The organism is Shinella sp. GW821-FHT10F02 (genome assembly GCF_058809275.1).
Genome location: NZ_JBXASL010000006.1, coordinates 216,148 through 239,334 on the forward strand (window position 1 = coordinate 216,148; position 23,187 = coordinate 239,334).

Annotated in this window: 18 protein-coding genes and 4 tRNA genes; 14 read left to right on the top strand and 8 right to left on the bottom strand. The window is 60.9% G+C overall.

The window, feature by feature from the left end:
* Positions 1-1,370: 1,370 nt before the first annotated feature.
* The 3 genes from AC1RWL_RS19755 to AC1RWL_RS19765 form a co-directional block, all read right to left on the bottom strand.
* Positions 1,371-2,102: a tyrosine-type recombinase/integrase gene (locus AC1RWL_RS19755; RefSeq protein WP_493096253.1), complete on the bottom strand. Its 732-nt coding sequence runs from the start codon at positions 2,100-2,102 to the stop codon at positions 1,371-1,373.
* Between the two features lie 271 nt (positions 2,103-2,373).
* Positions 2,374-2,449: transfer RNA gene (locus AC1RWL_RS19760), tRNA-Thr, on the bottom strand.
* A gap of 54 nt (positions 2,450-2,503) precedes the next feature.
* The gene (locus AC1RWL_RS19765) at positions 2,504-3,451 is read right to left on the bottom strand and encodes a LysR family transcriptional regulator (RefSeq protein ID WP_493096252.1); all 948 of its coding nucleotides are present in this window, start codon (positions 3,449-3,451) and stop codon (positions 2,504-2,506) included.
* A gap of 131 nt (positions 3,452-3,582) precedes the next feature.
* Here AC1RWL_RS19765 and AC1RWL_RS19770 point away from each other — a divergent pair, with 131 nt between their 5' ends.
* Positions 3,583-4,206, top strand: coding sequence for an FMN-dependent NADH-azoreductase (locus AC1RWL_RS19770; RefSeq protein WP_493096251.1), 624 nt, complete (start codon positions 3,583-3,585; stop codon positions 4,204-4,206).
* A gap of 78 nt (positions 4,207-4,284) precedes the next feature.
* On the opposite strand, the gene rlmB is transcribed toward AC1RWL_RS19770, so the two are convergent.
* Positions 4,285-5,160, bottom strand: a complete 876-nt coding sequence (gene rlmB / locus AC1RWL_RS19775) for a 23S rRNA (guanosine(2251)-2'-O)-methyltransferase RlmB (protein WP_493096250.1) — start codon at positions 5,158-5,160, stop codon at positions 4,285-4,287.
* Between the two features lie 201 nt (positions 5,161-5,361).
* On the opposite strand from rlmB, the gene AC1RWL_RS19780 reads away from it, so the two are divergent.
* Positions 5,362-5,446: transfer RNA gene (locus AC1RWL_RS19780), tRNA-Tyr, on the top strand.
* A 25-nt stretch (positions 5,447-5,471) separates the two neighbouring features.
* Positions 5,472-5,545 (top strand) — tRNA-Gly (locus AC1RWL_RS19785).
* 43 nt (positions 5,546-5,588) lie between these two features.
* Here AC1RWL_RS19785 and AC1RWL_RS19790 read toward each other — a convergent pair.
* The gene (locus tag AC1RWL_RS19790) at positions 5,589-6,071 is read right to left on the bottom strand and encodes a hypothetical protein (RefSeq protein ID WP_493096249.1); all 483 of its coding nucleotides are present in this window, start codon (positions 6,069-6,071) and stop codon (positions 5,589-5,591) included.
* A 107-nt stretch (positions 6,072-6,178) separates the two neighbouring features.
* Complete coding sequence (locus AC1RWL_RS19795; protein WP_493096248.1) at positions 6,179-6,781, bottom strand: calcium-binding protein; 603 nt, start codon at positions 6,779-6,781, stop codon at positions 6,179-6,181.
* Positions 6,782-7,167: 386 nt separating this feature from the next.
* Here AC1RWL_RS19795 and tuf point away from each other — a divergent pair, with 386 nt between their 5' ends.
* From tuf to rpoC, 11 genes are all read left to right on the top strand, one after another.
* The gene (tuf, locus tag AC1RWL_RS19800) at positions 7,168-8,343 is read left to right on the top strand and encodes an elongation factor Tu (RefSeq protein ID WP_435265371.1); all 1,176 of its coding nucleotides are present in this window, start codon (positions 7,168-7,170) and stop codon (positions 8,341-8,343) included.
* 291 nt (positions 8,344-8,634) lie between these two features.
* Entirely contained in the window at positions 8,635-9,291 is a 657-nt protein-coding gene (locus AC1RWL_RS19805; protein WP_493158453.1) for a hypothetical protein, read from the top strand.
* Between the two features lie 135 nt (positions 9,292-9,426).
* Positions 9,427-9,502: transfer RNA gene (locus AC1RWL_RS19810), tRNA-Trp, on the top strand.
* A gap of 194 nt (positions 9,503-9,696) precedes the next feature.
* Positions 9,697-9,897: a preprotein translocase subunit SecE gene (gene secE / locus AC1RWL_RS19815; RefSeq protein WP_256121532.1), complete on the top strand. Its 201-nt coding sequence runs from the start codon at positions 9,697-9,699 to the stop codon at positions 9,895-9,897.
* Between the two features lie 16 nt (positions 9,898-9,913).
* Positions 9,914-10,444 carry a transcription termination/antitermination protein NusG gene (gene nusG / locus AC1RWL_RS19820; protein ID WP_256121533.1) on the top strand — a complete coding sequence of 177 codons (531 nt, stop codon included), beginning with the start codon at positions 9,914-9,916 and terminating at the stop codon, positions 10,442-10,444.
* A gap of 205 nt (positions 10,445-10,649) precedes the next feature.
* Positions 10,650-11,081 carry a 50S ribosomal protein L11 gene (rplK, locus tag AC1RWL_RS19825; RefSeq protein WP_023517311.1) on the top strand — a complete coding sequence of 144 codons (432 nt, stop codon included), beginning with the start codon at positions 10,650-10,652 and terminating at the stop codon, positions 11,079-11,081.
* 2 nt (positions 11,082-11,083) lie between these two features.
* Positions 11,084-11,776, top strand: a complete 693-nt coding sequence (rplA, locus tag AC1RWL_RS19830) for a 50S ribosomal protein L1 (RefSeq protein WP_256121534.1) — start codon at positions 11,084-11,086, stop codon at positions 11,774-11,776.
* Between the two features lie 342 nt (positions 11,777-12,118).
* Positions 12,119-12,637: a 50S ribosomal protein L10 gene (rplJ, locus tag AC1RWL_RS19835; RefSeq protein ID WP_256121535.1), complete on the top strand. Its 519-nt coding sequence runs from the start codon at positions 12,119-12,121 to the stop codon at positions 12,635-12,637.
* Positions 12,638-12,697: 60 nt separating this feature from the next.
* Positions 12,698-13,075: a 50S ribosomal protein L7/L12 gene (rplL, locus tag AC1RWL_RS19840; RefSeq protein ID WP_256121536.1), complete on the top strand. Its 378-nt coding sequence runs from the start codon at positions 12,698-12,700 to the stop codon at positions 13,073-13,075.
* Between the two features lie 255 nt (positions 13,076-13,330).
* The gene (rpoB, locus tag AC1RWL_RS19845; protein WP_435265373.1) at positions 13,331-17,473 is read left to right on the top strand and encodes a DNA-directed RNA polymerase subunit beta; all 4,143 of its coding nucleotides are present in this window, start codon (positions 13,331-13,333) and stop codon (positions 17,471-17,473) included.
* A gap of 154 nt (positions 17,474-17,627) precedes the next feature.
* Positions 17,628-21,839 carry a DNA-directed RNA polymerase subunit beta' gene (gene rpoC / locus AC1RWL_RS19850; RefSeq protein ID WP_256121538.1) on the top strand — a complete coding sequence of 1,404 codons (4,212 nt, stop codon included), beginning with the start codon at positions 17,628-17,630 and terminating at the stop codon, positions 21,837-21,839.
* 77 nt (positions 21,840-21,916) lie between these two features.
* Here the strand turns inward: rpoC and AC1RWL_RS19855 are convergent, their stop codons facing one another.
* The gene (locus AC1RWL_RS19855) at positions 21,917-22,591 is read right to left on the bottom strand and encodes a class I SAM-dependent methyltransferase (protein ID WP_256121539.1); all 675 of its coding nucleotides are present in this window, start codon (positions 22,589-22,591) and stop codon (positions 21,917-21,919) included.
* Positions 22,592-22,789: 198 nt separating this feature from the next.
* Positions 22,790-23,083, bottom strand: a complete 294-nt coding sequence (locus AC1RWL_RS19860; protein WP_256121540.1) for a transcriptional regulator — start codon at positions 23,081-23,083, stop codon at positions 22,790-22,792.
* Positions 23,084-23,187: the final 104 nt, after the last annotated feature.

Genomic DNA, 23,187 nt, shown 5'->3' on the forward strand with positions numbered 1-23,187 from the left:
TGCCGGTAAATATGTCGTTTCGAGACAATTTTGTCAACAGCGTGTTGAAGTCATACGGTTCGCTGGCAACAGAGCGGCAACACAAGCAACACAAGCCAACCGTTCTGTTGCCGCCTTGTGTTGCCGTTGAAGATTTTTAGATTCAATAGGTTAGACTCCTCGGCAACAGAAACAACAGAAACAACCGGGATTCCGTAACCTTTGTCGTAGGGCGGTCGTACCATACCCGTAACGGTGTCCGTTATGCCATACCGTGGGGCTGACCCCTCCAAACCCTCAAATGACAAGTCTCCCATATTCCTGTTGTTTTCTGTTGCTTGCGTTGTTCGTCAATAAAACCAAAGGGATAATCGGCAACACAAGGACACTTCGGCGCCAAGTTTACGGTTGTCTTGCGCTGTTTATCCCAACTTCAACTCGAAATTGAACTGGAAATTGTCACGCACCGGGGTCTCAGCGCCCCCGCGGTGTCCGTTATGCCCAGGAAGGACCCGAAGCCGATCTGTCCGTTATGCCATTCAAGCAACCGCTCATATTCCACCCCATTTTCAACGCCATGTTGATTGATCAATGTGTCCGTTATGCCCTGCAGTTCACATGTCCGTTATGCCATGCCTACCACTCAGCCCATGCGCGCTATGTGTCCGTTAAGCCCAAAACCACGTGTCTATATATTCAATAGACAGTTGAATAAATGCGTCCGTTATGCCATGTTGATCGGGCACCAAATCAACCTGCTAAAGGGGACTGTGAAATGAGAGACTCTAGCAATCGCTCAGCCGCAAAGGCCGCTGGTATACGCTTCTATGAGGGCGCCCCGTGCTCAGCTCATCCAGGGGCTATGCGCTATGTTGCCTCAAAGGCCTGCACGGAATGCGCCAAAGCAGCACGCAAGGCTAGCCAGCACTTGCAGACTGAGAAAGACAAGCTTCGCAAGAGGGCCGCACGGGAACGGGCTGCAACGGCGCTAAATCGGCCTGCACAATCGTCGATGATTTGCGAGATTTTGGGCATTTAGAAATCAACAAACAGTTGATTATATCTGTCCGTTATGCCATAGTCAGACCATAGCAAATGAGGAGTCGAACACATGTCTTTCCAAACCGAATTCCCTGATTTCCCTGCCGAGTCCATGCCTATCATTCCAGCCTGCTTTGAAGATGTTTCGTGGCACAATGATGCTTGTCGCATCGCTCATTCTGGATTCAAACGTTCTCCTCGGTTGGTGCAGCGTCGATCATCGTTGTCTCACTCCGTTCAATTGACGTGAGGATAATCAACAAATAGTTGACTTTCAAGATGGAGCGTGGTGAATTTCCAGCATGAGACGATGCCGGTTGGAATGCGAACGCTGAAAGATGCCGATGGTCTCAGCATATGTTCCCACATAACGAGAAGGAAATCGTCCATGTCCGTTTTACCATATCGAACTCCTGCCACTCGGCTTTGCGGAGCTCCCCGGGTCGACAGGCGACGAGGGCGATGAACTCCAGAGCATAACGGACAGGCAGCGCGCCGTCGTAGTCGTCGATACATGCCATTAGCGCGCCGAACTGCTTTTCGTCGGTAATGGCAGCGTGGCTTTTGACCGTCGGCGCCGTGACCGCGTCCTTCAGCAAAGCGGTCGGATCCTGTGTGGCGCGCCCGGTAGCAGCGGCATAACGGAAAACCCGACCTAGCGTTGATCGAAACCGTTTTGCCGTCTCGCGGCGGTCGCTCTTATCCATTTCCTGAAGGATAGAGAGGATCTCAATCGCGGAGATTGCCGCGATCGGACGCTTGCGCAGCGGCTTTGCATGCTGTTCCAGGATCCACTTCAACTTGTCGAGGGTCGCTTGGGCGACACCCTCTTTTGTCCGTTTTGCCACATACTCGTCAGCAATAACCTCGAACGTGTTCGCTGCGTCTTCGGTCTTCCGCAGTTTGTCGAGTTTCTTCAACGTGCTGGGGTCTTCGCCGCGCTGAAGTGCCTCACGAGCTGTATCCCGTTGCTTATGGGCATCGGCGAGGGAGATCGCCGGGTATGCGCCGATGGCCAGCGTCTTCCGCTTCTTCTGAAACTGGTAATCCATCCGCCAGAGCTTGGAACCATTTGGGTTCACGGCACGTAGAGGCCCGCCTCATCGCTGATTTTGTAGGGCTTTTCAGCCAGCTTGGCTTTTCGAACAGAGGTGTCAGATAGGCGCATTTACGGTATGACTCCGCATCCAAAATCCGCGATACCGTGACCGGATACCGCAGATCGGTCTAAGCTTGAATGGACAAGCTGAACCGGTTGAGACAAGGATTTAAGCGGGAACTCTGGGATTTCAATGGCTTGAGGTCAATGTCCGACTTCAATTGAACCGCTTGGTCTCACATGAGACAAGGTGTTGGTGCCCCCACCAGGACTCGAACCCGGGACCCCCTGATTACAAATCAGGTGCTCTACCAACTGAGCTATAAGGGCACTCTGCGAGGGAGTTAGCATATTTTCCGCGGCTGTAAAGCAAAAAGGCCGGGGTCAGATCGACCAGTTGCTGTCGGTGGCGGCTCTTGGCACGATTTCCTGGCAGCGCAGCATGGAGCGGGGCAGGTTTTCCGCGAGGTGGTCGATGAGTGCGCGCACGGCTGGCAGCATGCCGTGGCGGGAGGTGAAGACGGCGTGCACGGTCGATTCGGCGCTCGACCATTCCGGCAGCACCGGCGTCAGCACGCCGCTGCGAAAACCGCGCTCCACCAGCATGTCCGGCAGCATGCCGAGACCGACGCCCTCGATCGTCGCGCGCTCCAGAACGCTGAAATCCGAGCAGAGCAGCACCGGCGAATGGGAGATGTCGCGCACGTCGCCGTTGGCATGGATGAGCGTCCAGATGGCGCGCGGCGAGTTCTCCTGCATGGACAGCGTCGGCATGCGGGCGATCGTGTCGAAATCAATCGGTCCGTGGCGCTCCAGGAACCGCGGGCTCGCCGCGAGATAGCGCCGCGTGCCGCCGAAGCGGCGCACCACCAGCGACTGGTCGGTGTCGTAGCCGTCGCGCACGCGCAGTGCGACGTCGATGCGCTCCTCGATGAGATCGACCGGGCGGCCGGTGGTGAGAATGGAGAGGCGCACCTGCGGATAGCGCTTCATGAAACTCGGCAGCACGTCGGCGACCATCGGTGCGAAGCCCGGCGGCATCGACATGCGCACGGTGCCGGCAGGCTCGGCCTTTGCGACGGCGACGACGGCTTCCGCCGCCTCGACGCCCGACAGCACCGCCTCGCAGCGCTCGTAGAAGGATTGGCCGACATCGGTGACGGCGAGCTTGCGGGTGGAGCGTTCGATCAGGCGCACGCCGAGCTGCTCCTCAAGCGCGGCGATGCGCTTGCTGATCTTCGACTTCGGCACCGAGAGCGCGTTCGCGGCCGCCGTAAACCCCTTGTGCCGCACAACGGCGGCGTAGAGCGCGAGGTCGTTCAGGTCCTGCATGATGCCATCTCCGGTGATCGCCCCTATTATTGTTTCCTATTTGAAACGGTCAATTGGATTTTTGCCGTCTAATCACGCGATTGTTTTCAGAACATATGTTTTGCACCCAACCGAAACAAAGGTGCTGAACCATGAACGTCCTCCACATCGACTCCGGCATTCTCGGAGATCATTCCGTATCCCGCCGCCTGACGGCCGCCGTCGCCGCCCAGATCAAGGCCGAACAGCCGGATGCCGCCATTACCTATCGTGACCTCGTCACCAACCCGCTGCCGCATCTTTCCGGCGCCCACCTGATGGCCGCCAGCGCCAAGCCGGAAGACGTCGACGCGCAGATCGCCGCCGATGTCGCCGAGAGTGCTGCCGTGCTCGAAGAATTCCTCGCCGCCGACACGATCATCCTCGGCGTGCCGATGTACAATTTCTCCCTGCCGAGCCAGCTCAAGGCCTGGATCGACCGCATCGCCGTCAGCGGAAAGACCTTCAGCTACAGCGCAGAGGGTCCGAAGGGCCTTGCAGGGGGCAAGAAGGTGATCATCGTCTCCACGCGCGGCGGGCACTACAGCGCCGGCCCGGCGGCCGTGATGGATCACCAGGAAAGCTACCTGAAGACCGTGCTCGGCTTCCTCGGCGTCACGGATATCGAGATCGTCCGCGCCGAAGGCCTGAACCTCAGCCCCGATTCGAAGATCGAGGCGATCTCCGAAGCCGAGCGCACGATTTCCGGCCGCGCCAACCTGCGGCTCGCCAGCTGACACACCATTTATCAACGCATTATCAACGCAAAGGCCCGCCGGTGGAAACCGGCGGGCCTTTTTGTGCCGGATGATCGTTCAGCTCAGGAGATGGCGCTGCGTGGCGTAGAGCGCGATCGCTGCCGCGTTCGAGACGTTGAGCGATTTGATCGCGCCGGGCATGTCGAGGCGGGCGAGCACCTTGCAGGTGGCGCGCGTCTTCTGGCGCAACCCCTTGCCCTCCGAGCCCATGACCAGCGCGATGCGTTCGCCGGACAGTGCGCCTTCAAGGGGTTCCGGACCTTCCGAATCGAGGCCGATCGTCAGGAAGCCGAGCTTGTGCAGCTCGTCCAGCGCATCCGCCAGGTTGGTGACCTGGATATAGGGAATGAGCTCCAGCGCACCGGAGGCCGTCTTGGCCAACACGCCCGATTCGGTCGGCGAGTGACGCTGCGTCGTGATGACGGCGCCGGCATCGAAGGCGACGGCGGAGCGCATGATGGCGCCGACATTGTGCGGGTCCGTTACCTGGTCGAGCACCAGCAAAAGCGGGCTGTCCTTCAGCGCCTCCAGCCGGCGCGCCGGCAGCGGCCGCGTTTCGAGCATCACGCCCTGGTGGATGGCTTCCGGGCCGAGCACCTTGTCGAGATCGGAGGGAAGCACGGTCTCGACCGGGTAGGGCAGGGTGGAGAAATCCGGCAGCTCCAGCCGCTGGGCCGCGTTCAGGCTCACCGAAAGCTTGATGATCTTCCGCTCGGGATTGTCGAGGGCCGCGCGCACCGTGTGCAGGCCGTAGAGATGGACCTGGTCGGGGGCAAGCGCCGGCGCCTTCCAGCCGTCGGCGGGCTTGCGGCGCCGGTCGTCCTTCGGCGTCGGGATTTCGCCGCGCTCGCGCCGCTGGTCGCGGTGCGCCCGGCGCAGATTTGCGTAATGGGTGTCTTTCGCGGACTTGCCGCCGGTATCGTCTTTGCTCATGCGGTCTTATAGGCTGGGGAGGGGCGGCGCGCAAATGGCGCGGCCCGGCCGCAGCCTGGGGACGATGCGATTTTCGTAATTTTTTCCGTGACGTCTTGTTGACAGGATGAATTGCGCCCGTCATATACCCCGCCAGATCGAAGGCACCGCCGCGAGGCACTGCCCGCCGGTCGAACTGGTCGCTTGATCCCGACGGAATATGGAGGGATGCCCGAGTGGTTAAAGGGGACGGACTGTAAATCCGTTGGCTCAGCCTACGTTGGTTCAAATCCAACTCCCTCCACCATTCTGTCAGATGGATCAAGACCCCCGCGGGTATAGCTCAATGGTAGAGCAGCAGCCTTCCAAGCTGAATACGCGGGTTCGATTCCCGCTACCCGCTCCAGTATTTTCCCGTCTTTTATAATGATTGCGCGCCGACTCGATGCCTACCCGCGCTCCAGGTAGATCTGGCATTTCTGGTTGTTGGCCTTGCCGGTGATGGTGTTTCCGTCGATCTGGACGACATAGTCGTAGGTGTCCGACCGCGCGGTGACGAGGGCGTAGGAATTCGGGCCGTCCTCCGTCGCCATCGGGCTGATCTGCGCCTCGTCCGTTCCGCGTGCTGCACCGCTATAGGCCCATTTTCCCTTGCCGACCCGGCCGAACTGTTCGTCGACGGAAAAGGTGATGGTGAACTGGCGCCGGCCGCAGGAGACGTTGCCGAGCCAGGTGCCGATCAGGTCGCTCTTGCCGGCCGAAGTCTGTTTCTCCGTGGTCTCGTTGCGCAGTTTGGAAATCTCGCTTTCGAGTTCCCGGATGATGGCGTGCAGCCGGTTGATTTCCTTCTGGGCGTCTTCCTGGCCTGACCGCGGGCCTGTAGGTCCACTCGCATCGAAATCCTGCGCAAGGATCGGTGTTGTCGCGATCATCGCCAAAAAGCCGATGATGCGACAGGCGCGACGGGGAGGGGCTCTTTTCAAGGCGGAAGGCAAACGGACTTGCATGAAGACCTCCCAGCTGAATGCGCGGCTTCTGCCTAGAGAAACCAGTCTGGGTCCACATCGTTCATGTCGATGCCTTTTAGCGTTACGGTGCCGCCGCCCGAGAGTTCGAGCACCGCGGAGCCGCTTTTGTTTTCGATGACCTCAAAAGTCTGCCCGCGCAGGTCGATCAAATCCGTTCCGTCTTTGAAATCGCGGATCACGTCATTGCCTTCCTTCTTGCCGAACACGAAGGTATCGACACCGTTGCCGCCGGATAGCACATCGTTGCCCTGACCGCCCCTGAGAGCGTCATCGCCGCTTCCGCCCAAAAGAGTGTCGGCTCCCTTGTCGCCGAACAGTTTGTCGTTTCCGGCATTGCCCGATACAACATCTTTGCCTGCGCCTCCTTCGACCTTGTCCCCGCCAGCGCCGCCGGCCAGCGTGTCGTTGCCGGCATCGCCCCTGAGTTTGTCGTCGCCCTTGCCGCCGTCGATGACGTCGTTTCCACCTTTACCCTTCAAGACATCGTCGCCATCCAGGCCTCGGATGGTATCGTTATTTTCGCCGCCCTTCAGGTCGTCGGCTTCGTCCGTGCCTTTAATATTCTTGCCTTTGGCTCTGACAACTTCGAGAGTTTCGCCCCAGATCATCGCCATTATGTCCTCCCGCTGATTGGAAAATAAGCGGTCAACTTTAGCGCGCGCTATGCAGGGGCGTACCTAAGCAAGGGGATATTTGCCGCATCCGTTCGGCGTAGTCGTTGTAACGCTGGGTAGGTCGCTCCGCGGATCGCAGGCGGGAGGCGGCCCCGGAGCGAATCGGACCCGCGCCGCATCGGACGGGCAACGGGCATGCGGCCTAAGGCCCTGCCTTGAAAAAGCGATTCCGCGTCACGATCTATCCGCTATCCGGCTCACCCAAGCCCGTTTCCGGCAGATTTTACCGTGCATTTAGCGCTTGCGCATTCGTTGCGAAAGCCTTAAACGCCTGCCAAACCGGACGGGCCGGTTAGCCCAACTTTCGTTCAGTAGGAAATAAAGAGATGGCAAAGAGCAAGTTTGAGCGCAACAAGCCTCACGTAAACATCGGCACGATCGGCCACGTCGACCATGGCAAGACGTCGCTGACGGCCGCGATCACGAAGTATTTCGGCGAATACAAGGCGTATGACCAGATCGACGCCGCTCCGGAAGAAAAGGCTCGTGGCATCACCATCTCGACGGCGCACGTCGAATACGAGACGCCGGCCCGCCACTACGCCCACGTCGACTGCCCCGGCCACGCCGACTACGTCAAGAACATGATCACCGGTGCTGCCCAGATGGACGGCGCAATCCTGGTCTGCTCGGCTGCTGACGGCCCGATGCCGCAGACCCGCGAGCACATCCTGCTCGCCCGCCAGGTTGGCGTTCCGGCGATCGTCGTGTTCCTCAACAAGGTCGACCAGGTCGACGACGCCGAACTCCTCGAGCTCGTCGAGCTTGAAGTGCGCGAACTGCTGTCGTCCTACGACTTCCCGGGCGACGACATTCCGATCGTCAAGGGTTCGGCTCTGGCCGCTCTCGAAGATTCGGACAAGAAGATCGGTGAAGACGCGATCCGCGAGCTGATGGCAGCTGTCGACGCCTACATCCCGACGCCGGAGCGTCCGATCGACCAGCCGTTCCTGATGCCGATCGAAGACGTGTTCTCGATCTCGGGCCGCGGTACGGTTGTGACGGGTCGCGTCGAGCGCGGCATCGTCAAGGTCGGCGAAGAAGTCGAGATCGTCGGCATCCGCCCGACCTCGAAGACGACGGTTACCGGCGTTGAAATGTTCCGCAAGCTGCTCGACCAGGGCCAGGCCGGCGACAACATCGGCGCTCTCGTTCGCGGTGTGAACCGTGACGGCGTCGAGCGTGGCCAGATCCTGTGCAAGCCGGGTTCGGTCAAGCCGCACAAGAAGTTCATGGCAGAAGCCTACATCCTGACGAAGGAAGAAGGCGGCCGTCATACGCCGTTCTTCACGAACTACCGTCCGCAGTTCTACTTCCGCACGACGGACGTGACGGGCATTGTTTCGCTGCCGGAAGGCACGGAAATGGTCATGCCGGGCGACAACGTCACGGTTGCCGTCGAGCTGATCGTTCCGATCGCGATGGAAGAAAAGCTGCGCTTCGCGATCCGCGAAGGCGGCCGCACCGTCGGCGCCGGCATCGTTGCTTCGATCGTCGAGTAATTTCGGGTCTTTGACCTGATTGAGAGCCCCGCGGGAAACCGCGGGGCTTTTTCTTTTGCGCGGGCTGTTTTAGCCGCCGGGCATAACTCGCCAGTTCTGGGGATGGAGACGGCGGGCACCAGGGGGTAGGTTTGCCACGTCGCTTCGAGCGACACGGCCAGGGCGCCGTACGCCCGGGTCCGGCGCCGGTGGATCGTTTCGATCCGGCATCTTGCGGAGGCGCCTCTGCGTGTGGCGGACACGAGGTCGTGCCGCGCGCATCACGGTAACCGGAAACAGGCCCGCACTCCCATGAACGCATTTGCACGCGCGGCGCGCGCAGCGCTCGCTGTTTCGACGATTCTTTTGATTCTCCCGGCAGCCGAAGCCCAGGCTGATGATTCTCTTTTGATATGGTCGCCGGCGAAACTCTCCAGCTATGCCTATCGCCTGCGCATGGGCGCCAAGGCCGCGACCGCTGCCGAGATGAGCGCCGGGGTCGATGTCTCCATCACCACGTCCTCCACCGGCCGGATACGCGATACGCGCGACAATGCAAGGCTCTGGGCGGAACTGCGCGGGCAGGGGCGTTCCGGCAGCGAGCGCATCGCGACGGCGGGCTACAACCCTCTGACGGGGCGCGTCTCCGCCAGCGCCGGCGTCTCGCGCCGCTGGATGGCGTCGCCCTCCTTCGACGTGGTGGTCACGCCGTCCGTGTCGGCCGATGCGAATGTGCGGCATGGCTATCGCGGCTCGGTGCGCATGGTGCAGAAGGCGCAGCTCCAGGCGCTGCCGACCGGAACCTCCTTCGTTGCAGCCGGCACGGCCGTGAGCGGCGATCGCCGGATCGGGACGGAATTCGGCATCGAGCAGCAGGTCTTCGACGGGCTCGATCTCGGCGCCTCCGTGCGGCGGCAGGAGGCCCGCCTGACCGGAACCATCCGGGCGCGCCTCCGTTTCGCCTGGTGAGGTGCGGCAGGCGGTGCGCTGCGTTGTTAAACTGTGAAAAAATCTCGTCTTCGGGCTTGCCAAGTCGATCCGTGCGCCGTAAAGACGCCATGCCTTGCCGGCGACGGGCGTTTCGTTCAGGAGCGGCAAGCATCTAGGGGTATAGCTCAGTTGGTAGAGCGGCGGTCTCCAAAACCGCAGGTCGCAGGTTCGAGCCCTGCTGCCCCTGCCATTCCAAACCGGACAGCGCGGACGACTTGCAGCGACGGGGAGGGGATGGCGCGACGGCGTTCGACCGTCTAAATTCGCGAAAAGCCCGGTTGCCTCTTGTTAAAAAGGGAATCGGGCTTTATGTAGGGCAAAACAGACACGCGGTGCGTGGGGCTGATAGTTCAGCTTTACGCGCCGTAATGGCGTGGACATTCAATGGCATCGAAAACGAATCCGATTGCGTTTCTGCAGCAGGTACGCTCCGAGACGGCGAAAGTGACTTGGCCCTCGCGGCGCGAGACGATGATCTCGACCATCATGGTTTTTGTCATGGTCTTCCTTGCGGCAGTGTTCTTCTTTGCTGCTGACCAGTTGATGGGCTGGCTGATCGGCCTCGTCCTCAGCGCTAGCGCTTGATTGGTTGGAGATGAACATGGCTGCGCGTTGGTACATCGTCCACGCTTATTCGAATTTCGAAAAGAAGGTCGCCGAGGACATCGAGAACAAGGCGCGTCAGAAGGGCCTTGAGCATCTGTTCGAGAAGATCATCGTGCCGACCGAAAAGGTCGTCGAGGTGCGTCGCGGCCGCAAGGTCGATTCGGAGCGCAAGTTCTTCCCGGGCTACGTGATGGTGCGGGCGAACCTGACGGACGAGGCATATCACCTCATCAAGAATACGCCGAAGGTCACGGGTTTCCTCGGTTCCGACAACAAGCCGGTTCCGATCCCTGATTCCGAAGCGGATCGCATCCTGTCGCAGGTCCAGGACGGTGTCGATCGTCCGAAGCCCTCGGTCTCCTTCGAGATCGGCGAGCAGGTTCGCGTTTCCGACGGTCCGTTCGCGTCGTTCAACGGCATCGTTCAGGACGTCGACGAGGAGCGTTCGCGCCTCAAGGTGGAAGTGTCGATCTTCGGTCGCGCCACCCCGGTCGAGCTGGAATACGCCCAGGTCGAGAAAATCTGATTTCGGCGGCGTCCTTCGGGGCGCTGCTTGTGTGAAATCCGGCCCTCGTCAGAGGGTTGGTGGCGGAGATTTCCGCCGATCGCGTGGAAGGACAGTCGCCTTATAAGCCGGGCGCCAGAAATCCGCACCACGCAACCGCAGCCGCCGGTCTTCGGATCGGCATCATGGACCGGGAAACCGGTCGCATTCTGAAAGGCAGAGAGAAATGGCTAAGAAAGTTGCAGGCCAGCTCAAGCTTCAGGTCAAGGCAGGATCGGCAAACCCGTCCCCGCCGATCGGCCCGGCGCTTGGTCAGCGTGGCATTAACATCATGGAATTCTGCAAGTCGTTCAACGCGGCTACGCAGGAAATGGAAAAGGGCATGCCGATTCCGGTCGTCATCACCTATTACCAGGACAAGTCCTTCACATTTGTGATGAAGCAGCCCCCGGTGACCTACTTCCTCAAGAAGGAAGCCAAGATCACCTCCGGTTCGAAGACCCCGGGCAAGGGTGCCACCGTCGGCAAGCTCACCAAGGCTCAGATCAAGTCGATCGCCGAAGCCAAGATGAAGGATCTCAACGCCGCCGATATCGAAGGCGCGATGGCAATGGTTGAGGGCTCCGCCCGCGCCATGGGCCTGGAAGTGGTAGGTTGATCATGGCCAAGGTAGCAAAGCGTCTCCAGAAGATCCGTGAAGGCATCGACCCGACCAAGCTCGTCGCCCTCTCCGACGCCATCGCTCTCGTCAAGGAGCGTGCCGTCGCCAAGTTCGACGAAACCATCGAAGTCGCCATGAACCTCGGCGTCGACCCGCGTCACGCAGACCAGATGGTCCGCGGCGTGGTCAACCTGCCGAACGGCACGGGCCGTGACGTTCGCGTCGCCGTCTTCGCACGTGGCGCCAAGGCTGACGAAGCCAAGGCTGCCGGTGCAGACATCGTCGGCGCCGAGGACCTCGTCGAAATCGTCCAGGGCGGCAAGATCGATTTCGATCGCTGCATCGCGACCCCGGACATGATGCCGCTCGTCGGTCGCCTCGGTAAGGTCCTCGGCCCGCGCGGCATGATGCCGAACCCGAAGGTCGGCACCGTGACCATGGACGTCACCGGCGCCGTCAAGGCATCCAAGGGCGGTGCTGTCGAGTTCCGCGTCGAGAAGGCTGGTATCATCCACGCCGGCATCGGCAAGGCTTCCTTCGACGCCAAGGCTCTGGAAGAGAACATCAAGGCATTCGCCGACGCGGTCATCAAGGCCAAGCCGACGGGCGCCAAGGGCAACTACGTCAAGCGCGTAGCCATCTCTTCGACGATGGGCCCGGGCGTCAAGATCGACCCGGCAACCGTCGCCTAATTTACGGCTCGGCTCCGGCCGAACCGCAACAGAATTCCCGGCCTTGTCTGGCCGGGGATTTCCGGGGCAACCCGGAACTCCTGTCCGAGATTGCAGGTGGTTATCCCTTAATCACTTTAGCCTGCATGAGACGGGGTGAGACCTGGATTTCTTCCGCGTCGGATGACGCCGAAATTCGGTTCGAACCTACCTTACCTTGTGTCGCGGCCATCCGGTCGAGCGCGGGGGGACAGGATCCTCGAGCGTCGCTCGGGATCCCTTTTGAAGCGGATCCCTGGCGGCAAAGGTAAACCCGGCAGGTCCCGTGAGAAGTCACGGTCCTGTCAACTGGAGATAGGCACAGTGGAAAGAGCGGAAAAACGCGAATTCGTCACGGAGCTGAACGAAGTCTTCAAGGCTTCCGGTTCGGTTGTCGTGGCCCGCTACGCCGGTATCACCGTCGCACAGATGAACGATCTTCGTACGAAGATGCGTGCAGCGGGCGGTACCGTCAAGGTCGCGAAGAACCGCCTGGCCAAAATTGCCCTTCAGGGTACGGAGTCGGAAGGGATGTCTGATCTCTTCCAGGGTCAGACGCTCATTGCTTACGCAAATGATCCGATGATTGCTCCCAAGGTAGCCATGGATTTCGCCAAGACCAACGACAAGCTCGTTGTTCTCGGTGGTGCCATGGGTGCGACCACACTCGACGCTGATGCAGTCAAGTCGCTTGCGACCCTGCCTTCGCTCGACGAGCTTCGTGCAAAGCTCCTGGGCCTGCTTGCAGCCCCGGCTACGCGCGTCGCCACGGTCGTTGCAGCACCGGCAAGCCAGCTTGCTCGTGTGTTCGCCGCCTACGCCAAGAAGGACGAAGCCGCTTGAGGCGGTTTTTCGCTGTAAATCAAACTAACCAGTTCGAACCGAATATAAGGAACTATGACAATGGCTGATCTCGCAAAGATCGTAGAAGACCTCTCCTCGCTGACCGTTCTGGAAGCTGCTGAGCTTTCCAAGCTGCTCGAAGAGAAGTGGGGCGTTTCGGCTGCTGCACCGGTAGCCGTCGCTGCTGCTGGCGGTGGCGCTGCTGCTGCTGTGGTCGAAGAAGAAAAGACCGAGTTCGACGTCATCCTCGTTGAGGCCGGCGCCAACAAGATCAACGTCATCAAGGAAGTCCGCGCCATCACCGGCCTCGGCCTCAAGGAAGCCAAGGACCTCGTCGAAGGCGCTCCGAAGGCTGTCAAGGAAGCCGTGTCGAAGGGCGAAGCTGCCGACCTCAAGAAGAAGCTTGAGGACGCCGGCGCCAAGGTCGACGTTAAGTAATACCGGAATGCGATGGGGGAGGGTGAAAACCCTCTCCCATTGATGATTCCTCCGAACTGATTACCCAAAAGCCGCGAAAACCGGCTTTTGGGTAATGGGTTCTTCAAGAGGATGGTCTTCTACCCAGGCGATCGGGCAATCCGGCCCGTGGCTTAGGCGGCAAGACGAGATTGAACAAACCCATGATAGACGGGATCGACTGGCCAGCGAACCCCGTCCGTTGCAGGCCCGGATGCAAATTTTGAAGGAGCGACGATGGCTCAGACCCTTTCGTTTAACGGTCGTAGGCGCGTACGCAAGTTTTTTGGTAAAATCCCTGAAGTCGCAGTCATGCCGAACCTCATCGAGGTTCAGAAGGCATCTTACGACCAGTTTCTGATGGTTGAAGAGCCCGCCGGCGGTCGTCCGGACGAGGGCCTCCAGTCCGTTTTCAAGTCGGTCTTCCCGATCACCGACTTCTCCGGCGCTTCCATGCTCGAATTCGTCTCCTACGAGTTCGAACAGCCGAAGTTCGACGTCGAGGAATGCCGCCAGCGTGACCTGACCTATGCAGCGCCCCTCAAGGTGACGCTGCGCCTCATCGTGTTCGATATCGACGAGGATACCGGCGCGAAGTCGATCAAGGACATCAAGGAACAGAACGTCTACATGGGCGACATGCCGCTCATGACCGACAACGGTACGTTCATCGTCAACGGCACCGAGCGCGTCATCGTCTCCCAGATGCACCGTTCCCCGGGCGTGTTCTTCGACCACGACAAGGGCAAGAGCCATTCTTCCGGCAAGCTGCTCTTCGCTGCCCGCGTCATCCCGTACCGCGGTTCCTGGCTCGACATCGAGTTCGACGCCAAGGACATCGTGCATGCGCGCATCGACCGCCGCCGCAAGATCCCCGTCACGTCGCTGCTCATGGCACTCGGCATGGACGGTGAAGAAATCCTGTCGACCTTCTACACGAAGTCGTTCTACCAGCGCGACGGCGAAGGCTGGCGCGTGCCCTTCAATCCGGACGCGCTGAAAGGCCAGAAGGCCGTCTCGGACATGGTGGACGCCGACACCGGCGAAGTCGTCGTGGAAATCGGCAAGAAGCTGACCCCGCGCCTCCTGAAGACGCTCTCCGAAAAGGGCCTCAAGGCCCTCAAGGCGACCGATGACGAGCTCTACGGCAACTACCTCGCCGAAGACATCGTCAACTTCTCGACGGGTGAGATCTACCTCGAAGCCGGCGACGAAATCGACGAGAAGACCCTCCCGGTCATCCTGTCGGCCGGTTTCGACGAGATCCCGGTCCTCGACATCGACCACATCAACGTCGGCGCCTACATCCGCTCGACGCTCGCCGTGGACAAGAACGAGAACCGCCAGGACGCGCTGTTCGACATCTACCGCGTCATGCGCCCGGGTGAACCGCCGACGATGGATTCGGCCGAAGCCATGTTCAACACGCTGTTCTTCGATGCGGAGCGTTACGACCTCTCCGCCGTCGGCCGCGTGAAGATGAACATGCGCCTCGACCTCGACGTCGCCGACACGGTCCGTACGCTGCGCAAGGACGACATCCTGGCCGTGGTCCGGATGCTGGTCGAACTGCGCGACGGCAAGGGCGAGATCGACGACATCGACAACCTCGGCAACCGCCGTGTTCGTTCGGTCGGCGAATTGATGGAGAACCAGTACCGTCTCGGCCTGCTCCGCATGGAGCGCGCGATCAAGGAACGCATGTCCTCGATCGAGATCGACACGGTGATGCCGCAGGACCTGATCAACGCGAAGCCGGCTGCTGCCGCGGTTCGCGAATTCTTCGGTTCCTCGCAGCTCTCCCAGTTCATGGACCAGGTGAACCCGCTTTCGGAAATCACCCACAAGCGCCGTCTTTCGGCTCTTGGCCCGGGTGGTCTGACCCGTGAGCGCGCCGGCTTCGAAGTCCGCGACGTTCACCCGACCCACTACGGCCGTATCTGCCCGATCGAAACGCCGGAAGGCCCGAACATCGGTCTGATCAACTCGCTCGCAACCTTCGCCCGCGTCAACAAGTACGGCTTCATCGAAAGCCCGTACCGCAAGATCACGGACGGCAAGGTCACGACCGAAGTGGTCTACCTCTCGGCCATGGAAGAAGCGAAGTACTACGTCGCCCAGGCAAACTCGGAACTCACCTCGGACGGTTCGTTCGTGGAAGAATTCGTCGTCTGCCGTCATTCGGGCGAAGTGATGCTCGCGCCGCGCGACACGGTCAACCTAATGGACGTTTCGCCGAAGCAGCTCGTTTCGGTCGCAGCCGCGCTCATCCCGTTCCTTGAGAACGACGACGCGAACCGCGCGCTCATGGGCTCGAACATGCAGCGCCAGGCCGTGCCGCTCCTCAGGGCCGAAGCCCCGTTCGTCGGCACGGGCATGGAACCGGTCGTTGCCCGTGACTCGGGCGCTGCCATCGCGGCCCGCCGCGGCGGCGTCGTCGACCAGGTCGACGCGACCCGTATCGTTATCCGCGCCACCGAAGACCTCGATCCGTCGAAGTCCGGCGTCGATATCTACCGCCTGCAGAAGTTCCAGCGCTCCAACCAGAACACCTGCGTCAACCAGCGCCCGCTGGTTACCGTCGGCGACGTTCTGAACAAGGGCGACATCATCGCGGACGGTCCGTCGACCGACCTCGGCGACCTGGCACTCGGCCGCAACGCGCTCGTCGCGTTCATGCCTTGGAACGGCTACAACTACGAGGACTCGATCCTCCTGTCCGAACGCATCGTGCGCGATGACGTCTTCACCTCGATCCATATCGAGGAGTTCGAAGTCATGGCCCGCGACACCAAGCTCGGTCCGGAAGAAATCACGCGCGACATTCCGAACGTCTCGGAAGAAGCGCTGAAGAACCTCGACGAAGCCGGTATCGTGTACATCGGTGCGGAAGTTCAGCCGGGCGATATCCTCGTCGGCAAGATCACGCCGAAGGGCGAAAGCCCGATGACGCCGGAAGAAAAGCTTCTGCGCGCCATCTTCGGCGAAAAGGCTTCCGACGTGCGCGACACCTCCATGCGCATGCCGCCCGGCACCTTCGGCACCGTCGTCGAAGTTCGCGTCTTCAACCGCCATGGCGTGGAGAAGGACGAACGTGCGATGGCGATCGAGCGCGAAGAGATCGAGCGTCTGGCGAAGGACCGTGACGACGAGCAGGCGATCCTCGACCGTAACGTCTACGGCCGCCTGATCGACATGCTGCGCGGCAACGTCGCCGTTGCCGGCCCGAAGAGCTTCAAGAAGGGCACCGAGCTTTCGAACGCCGTCGTCTCCGAATATCCCCGCTCGCAGTGGTGGATGTTCGCCGTCGAGGACGAGAAGGTTCAGGGCGAGATCGAAGCGCTCCGCGGCCAGTACGACGAATCCAAGTCGCGCCTTGAACAGCGCTTCATGGACAAGGTCGAAAAGGTCCAGCGCGGCGACGAAATGCCCCCGGGCGTCATGAAGATGGTCAAGGTCTTCGTCGCTGTGAAGCGCAAGATCCAGCCGGGCGACAAGATGGCCGGCCGTCACGGCAACAAGGGTGTGGTTTCGCGCATCGTTCCGATCGAGGACATGCCGTTCCTGGAAGACGGCACGCATGTCGACGTCGTTCTGAACCCGCTGGGCGTGCCTTCGCGCATGAACGTCGGCCAGATCCTGGAGACGCATCTCGGTTGGGCTTGCGCCGGCATGGGCAAGCAGATCGGCGCGATGCTCGACGCCTACAAGGCAGGTGCCGAAATCCAGCCGCTGCGCGATGTCATCGACAGCGTCATCGGTTCCGGCCCGAAGGGCGAGCCGATCAAGCAGTATGACGACGAGTCCATCGTCCGCCTTGCGGAACAGACCCGTCGTGGTGTGTCGATCGCGACCCCGGTCTTCGACGGCGCCGTCGAGAAGGACGTCAACGAGATGCTCGAACAGGCAGGCCTCAAGGTCACCGGCCAGTCGACGCTCTATGACGGCCGGACCGGCGACCAGTTCGACCGCCAGGTGACCGTCGGCTACATCTACATGCTGAAGCTGAACCACCTTGTGGACGACAAGATCCACGCCCGTTCGATCGGCCCGTACTCGCTCGTTACCCAGCAGCCGCTGGGCGGCAAGGCGCAGTTCGGCGGCCAGCGCTTCGGGGAAATGGAGGTCTGGGCGCTCGAAGCCTACGGCGCCGCCTATACGCTGCAGGAAATGCTGACCGTGAAGTCGGACGACGTCGCGGGCCGCACCAAGGTGTACGAGGCGATCGTTCGTGGCGACGACACGTTCGAAGCGGGCATTCCGGAGAGCTTCAACGTTCTCGTCAAGGAAATGCGCTCGCTCGGCCTGTCGGTCGAACTCGAGAACTCCAAGCTCGACGCAGCCAACGAAGCCGGCCAGCTTCCGGACGCCGCGGAATAATCATGATCGGGTGCGCGCCTTCAGGGCGCGCACCGTTTCCGCCCCGCCCGCTCGGGCAGGGGCGGCTCATCCGTTTCAAGCAGCCTTGCGGCACCCGGGTATCGCCGCAATCGCTTGCTAAGCAGAGGGCCAATGGCCCACGAAGGAGATAGGCATGAACCAAGAGGTCATGAACCTTTTCAACCCGCAGGTGCCTGCGCAGACGTTCGATTCCATCCGGATCTCGATCGCTTCTCCGGAAAAGATTCTTTCCTGGTCTTACGGTGAGATCAAGAAGCCGGAAACGATCAACTACCGCACGTTCAAGCCGGAACGCGACGGTCTGTTCTGCGCGCGCATCTTCGGCCCGATCAAGGACTACGAGTGCCTGTGCGGCAAGTACAAGCGCATGAAGTACAAGGGCATCATCTGCGAAAAGTGCGGCGTCGAAGTCACGCTGTCGCGCGTTCGCCGCGAGCGCATGGGCCATATCGAGCTCGCCGCGCCCGTCGCCCACATCTGGTTCCTGAAGTCGCTTCCCTCGCGCATCTCGACTTTGCTCGACATGACGCTGAAGGATGTCGAGCGCGTTCTCTATTTCGAGAACTACATCGTGACCGAGCCGGGCCTGACCGCGCTCAAGGAAAACCAGCTTCTTTCCGAAGAAGAATACATGATCGCCGTCGATGAATATGGTGAAGACCAGTTCACGGCGATGATCGGCGCCGAGGCCATCTACGAGATGCTCGCCTCGATGAACCTCGAGAAGATCGCTGGCGATCTGCGTTCGGATCTGGCCGAGACCACCTCGGATCTGAAGCAGAAGAAGCTGATGAAGCGCCTGAAGATCGTCGAGAACTTCATGGAATCCGGGAACCGTCCGGAATGGATGATCATGAAGGTCGTCCCGGTGATCCCGCCGGACCTGCGTCCGCTGGTTCCGCTGGACGGCGGCCGCTTCGCGACGTCGGACCTGAACGATCTGTACCGCCGCGTCATCAACCGCAACAACCGTCTGAAGCGCCTCATCGAGCTTCGCGCACCGGGCATCATCATCCGCAACGAGAAGCGCATGCTTCAGGAATCGGTTGACGCCCTGTTCGACAACGGCCGCCGCGGCCGCGTCATCACGGGTGCCAACAAGCGTCCGCTGAAGTCGCTGTCCGACATGCTCAAGGGCAAGCAGGGCCGCTTCCGCCAGAACCTTCTCGGCAAGCGCGTCGACTATTCCGGCCGTTCGGTCATCGTGACCGGTCCGGAACTCAAGCTGCACCAGTGCGGCCTGCCGAAGAAGATGGCGCTCGAACTGTTCAAGCCGTTCATCTACGCCCGCCTCGACGCCAAGGGTTACTCCTCGACCGTCAAGCAGGCCAAGAAGCTCGTTGAAAAGGAAAAGCCGGAAGTCTGGGATATCCTCGACGAGGTCATCCGCGAACATCCGGTTCTCTTGAACCGCGCACCGACGCTGCACCGCCTGGGCATCCAGGCTTTCGAACCCACGCTGGTCGAAGGCAAGGCCATCCAGCTGCACCCGCTCGTCTGCACGGCTTTCAACGCCGACTTCGACGGCGACCAGATGGCTGTTCACGTTCCGCTTTCGCTGGAAGCCCAGCTTGAAGCGCGCGTGCTCATGATGTCGACGAACAACATCCTGCATCCGGCAAACGGTGCACCGATCATCGTTCCTTCGCAGGACATGGTTCTCGGTCTCTACTATCTGTCGATCCAGAACCAGAACGAGCCGGGCGAAGGCATGGCCTTCTCCGACATGGGCGAGCTGCACCACGCTCTGGAAAACAAGGTCGTCACGCTGCATGCCAAGATCAAGGGCCGCTACAAGTCGGTCGACGGTGAAGGCAAGCCCTACACCAAGATCTTCGAAACGACGCCCGGCCGCATGATCATCGGCGAACTGCTGCCGAAGAACGGCAACATTCCGTTCGACATCTGCAACCAGGAAATGACCAAGAAGAACATCTCCAAGATGATCGACTCGGTCTACCGTCACTGCGGCCAGAAAGACACGGTCATCTTCTGCGACCGCATCATGCAGCTCGGCTTCGTCCACGCCTGCCGCGCCGGCATTTCGTTCGGCAAGGACGACATGGTCATTCCGGAAACCAAGGTGAAGATCGTCGGTGATACCGAAAACCTGGTCAAGGAATACGAGCAGCAGTACAATGACGGCCTGATCACCCAGGGCGAAAAGTACAACAAGGTCGTCGATGCCTGGGGCAAGGCCACCGAGAAGGTTGCGGAAGACATGATGGCCCGCATCAAGGCCGTCGAGTTCGACCCCGCGACCGGTCGCCAGAAGCCGATGAACGCCATCTACATGATGTCGCACTCCGGCGCCCGTGGTTCTCCGAGCCAGATGCGTCAGCTGGGCGGCATGCGCGGCCTCATGGCCAAGCCGTCGGGCGAGATCATCGAAACGCCGATCATCTCGAACTTCAAGGAAGGCCTGACCGTTAACGAGTACTTCAACTCGACGCACGGTGCCCGTAAGGGTCTGGCAGACACCGCCTTGAAGACCGCGAACTCCGGTTACCTGACCCGCCGTCTCGTCGACGTCGCGCAGGATTGCATCGTCACGCATGTCGACTGCGGCACGGAAACGGGCCTCACGATGACGGCGATCGTCGATGCCGGCCAGGTCGTGGCTTCGATCGGCACCCGCGTGCTCGGCCGTACCGCGCTGGACGATATCGATCACCCGGTCACGGGTGAGCGCATCGTCGATGCGGGCCGGATGATCCTCGAGGCCGACGTCGTCCAGATCGAAAAGGCTGGTATCCAGTCGATCCGCATCCGCTCGGCGCTGACCTGCGAAATCCAGACCGGCGTCTGCGGCGTCTGCTACGGTCGCGACCTTGCACGCGGCACGCCCGTCAACATGGGCGAAGCCGTCGGCGTCATCGCGGCTCAGTCGATCGGTGAACCGGGCACCCAGCTCACCATGCGTACCTTCCACTTGGGCGGCACGGCGACCGTGGTCGACCAGTCGTTCCTGGAAGCGTCGTATGAAGGCACGGTGCAGATCAAGAACCGCAACATGCTGCGGAACTCCGAAGGCGTTCTCGTCGCGATGGGCCGCAACATGGCGATCCAGATCCTCGACGAGCGCGGCGTGGAACGCTCCTCGCAGCGCGTCGCCTACGGTTCGAAGATCTTCGTCGACGATGCCGACAAGGTGAAGCGCGGCCAGCGTCTCGCCGAGTGGGACCCCTACACCCGTCCGATGATGACGGAAGTCGAGGGCACCGTTCACTTCGAAGACGTGGTCGACGGTATCTCGGTTCTGGAATCGACGGACGAATCCACCGGCATCACCAAGCGTTCGGTCATCGACTGGCGCTCGACGCCGCGCGGTACGGACCTGAAGCCTGCCATCATCATCAAGGACAAGAATGGCGCCGTTGCCAAGCTGTCCCGCGGTGGCGAAGCCCGCTTCCTGCTCTCGGTCGACGCGATCCTGTCGGTCGAACCGGGCCAGAAGGTCTCCCAGGGTGACGTTCTTGCCCGCTCGCCGCTGGAAAGCGCCAAGACCAAGGACATCACCGGTGGTCTGCCGCGCGTTGCCGAACTGTTCGAAGCCCGTCGTCCGAAGGACCACGCCATCATCGCTGAGATCGATGGTACGGTTCGCTTCGGCCGCGACTACAAGAACAAGCGTCGCGTGATGATCGAGCCGGCGGAAGACGGTGTCGAGCCGGTCGAGTACCTGATCCCGAAGGGCAAGCCCTTCCACCTTCAGGACGGCGACTACATCGAAAAGGGTGACTACATCCTCGACGGCAACCCGGCGCCGCATGACATCCTGGCGATCAAGGGCGTGGAAGCACTCGCTTCCTACCTCGTGAACGAAATCCAGGAAGTCTACCGTCTGCAGGGCGTTGTGATCAACGACAAGCACATCGAGGTGATCGTTCGCCAGATGCTGCAGAAGGTCGAGATCACGGATGCCGGCGACTCGACCTACATCGTCGGCGACAACGTCGACCGTATCGAGCTCGAAGACGTCAACGACGGCCTGATCGAGGAAGGCAAAAAGCCGGCTTACGGCGATCCGGTCCTCCTCGGCATCACCAAGGCGTCGCTGCAGACCCCGTCGTTCATCTCGGCCGCATCTTTCCAGGAGACCACCAAGGTTCTCACGGAAGCTGCGATCGCCGGCAAGACCGACGGCCTGCAGGGTCTCAAGGAAAACGTCATCGTCGGCCGCCTCATCCCGGCCGGTACGGGTGGCACCATGACCCAGATCCGCCGCATCGCGACGGCTCGCGACGAGATGATCCTCGACGAGCGCCGCAAGTCGACGGGTGCAGGTGTTGCAACCCCGATGCTGGCGGACCTCGCCGGCGGCGAGAACGCCGCAGCCGAATAAGCTGTCGTTCTTTTAAAGATGAAAAAGCCGCCCGAGCGTTTCGGGCGGCTTTTTGTTTATGTGAGACGGGGCGGCGCCTAGGGCTTGTAGCCGATGGCCCTGACCTGGCTGACGCCCGTCATCACCCGGCCATAGGCGATGCAGATGAGGTTCATCATTCGCTTGCCGACGATCGGGCCGACGATCCACCAGTAGCGCGGCCAGCGGTGGTGGACCGGCGCCGCGGCGATCCCGGTGAACCCGGCACGCTTCAGCAGGTTGCCGAGGTTGCTGGGCGACCAGGTGAAAAGGTGGAAGTTCGGCTCGTCCTCGCGGTAGCCTATCTTGAAGGACTCGTTCGGCGTCACGAGCACGACCTTGCCGCCCTTGCGGAGCTTGGTGAACATCTGCCGCACCATGCCGAGCGGATCGTCGACATGCTCAAGGGCATGGTGAGAAATGATGGTGTCGGCCCAGCCGTCCTCGATCTGATCAAGGCTGCCGAAGACCCGGATGCCGTTCTTGCGGGCTGCCGCGGCGGCCGCCTCGTTGACCTCGACACCAACGCGCTCTTTGACATCGAGGCTGGAAAGGATGTAGCCGCCACCGCAGCCGAAATCGATCACGCGGTCCGACGGACCGACGAATTTCTCGAACTTCAGGCGATCGAAGTAAGCCGCATAGCGCTGGTGTTCGAACGTCTTGTCGAAATAGCTCTTGTCGTAATAGTCGTTTTTCTCGCCAACCGCTGTCGCTGTATCGGAAACGGTCATCTTTTCCCCCGTGAGGCCAGGCCGGACAGGCTGAGCGACCATGTCGACCACCATGCCCGAGCCGCCGGGGGCTGATAAGCCGCCAATAGGGCGTAGAACCTCACCTGAACGGATAGGAGCCTACTACCCGGTGCTGCCGGCAGAGGCGGGCGACGCGCCTCTGCCAAGGGGAGCAATCCGGCTGGCGGGGGCGCGGCGTCACGCGAAACGGATGATCGCCACTTCCCCTTCGAGCGCGCCGCGATAGGCCGATGCATGCGGCTCCTCGTCCGGCACGTCGTTCAGCGTGCCGATCTGGTCGAGGTCGGCTTCGAGGAAGCCTTCCTCCGAAAGGGCGTTCAGCGCCTCGCGCACGGCGCTGTCGTCGTCCGGCGCGCGCAGCATGACATGGATGTCGATGCCCTCGTCGCCGTCGCGCTCATAGGCCTTGCCGATGATGATGAAGACCATCGGGTCGTCGAGCGTATTGTTGTCGTTGTCGGCACTGGCCATGGCAGGCTCCTTTCGGGATGAAATGATGCAAGCTCTATAAAGGGTAGGGCGGTCGGACCCAATCGCAAAAATCACGATCCCGTCAAAAGCCTTACTGGTAGAGA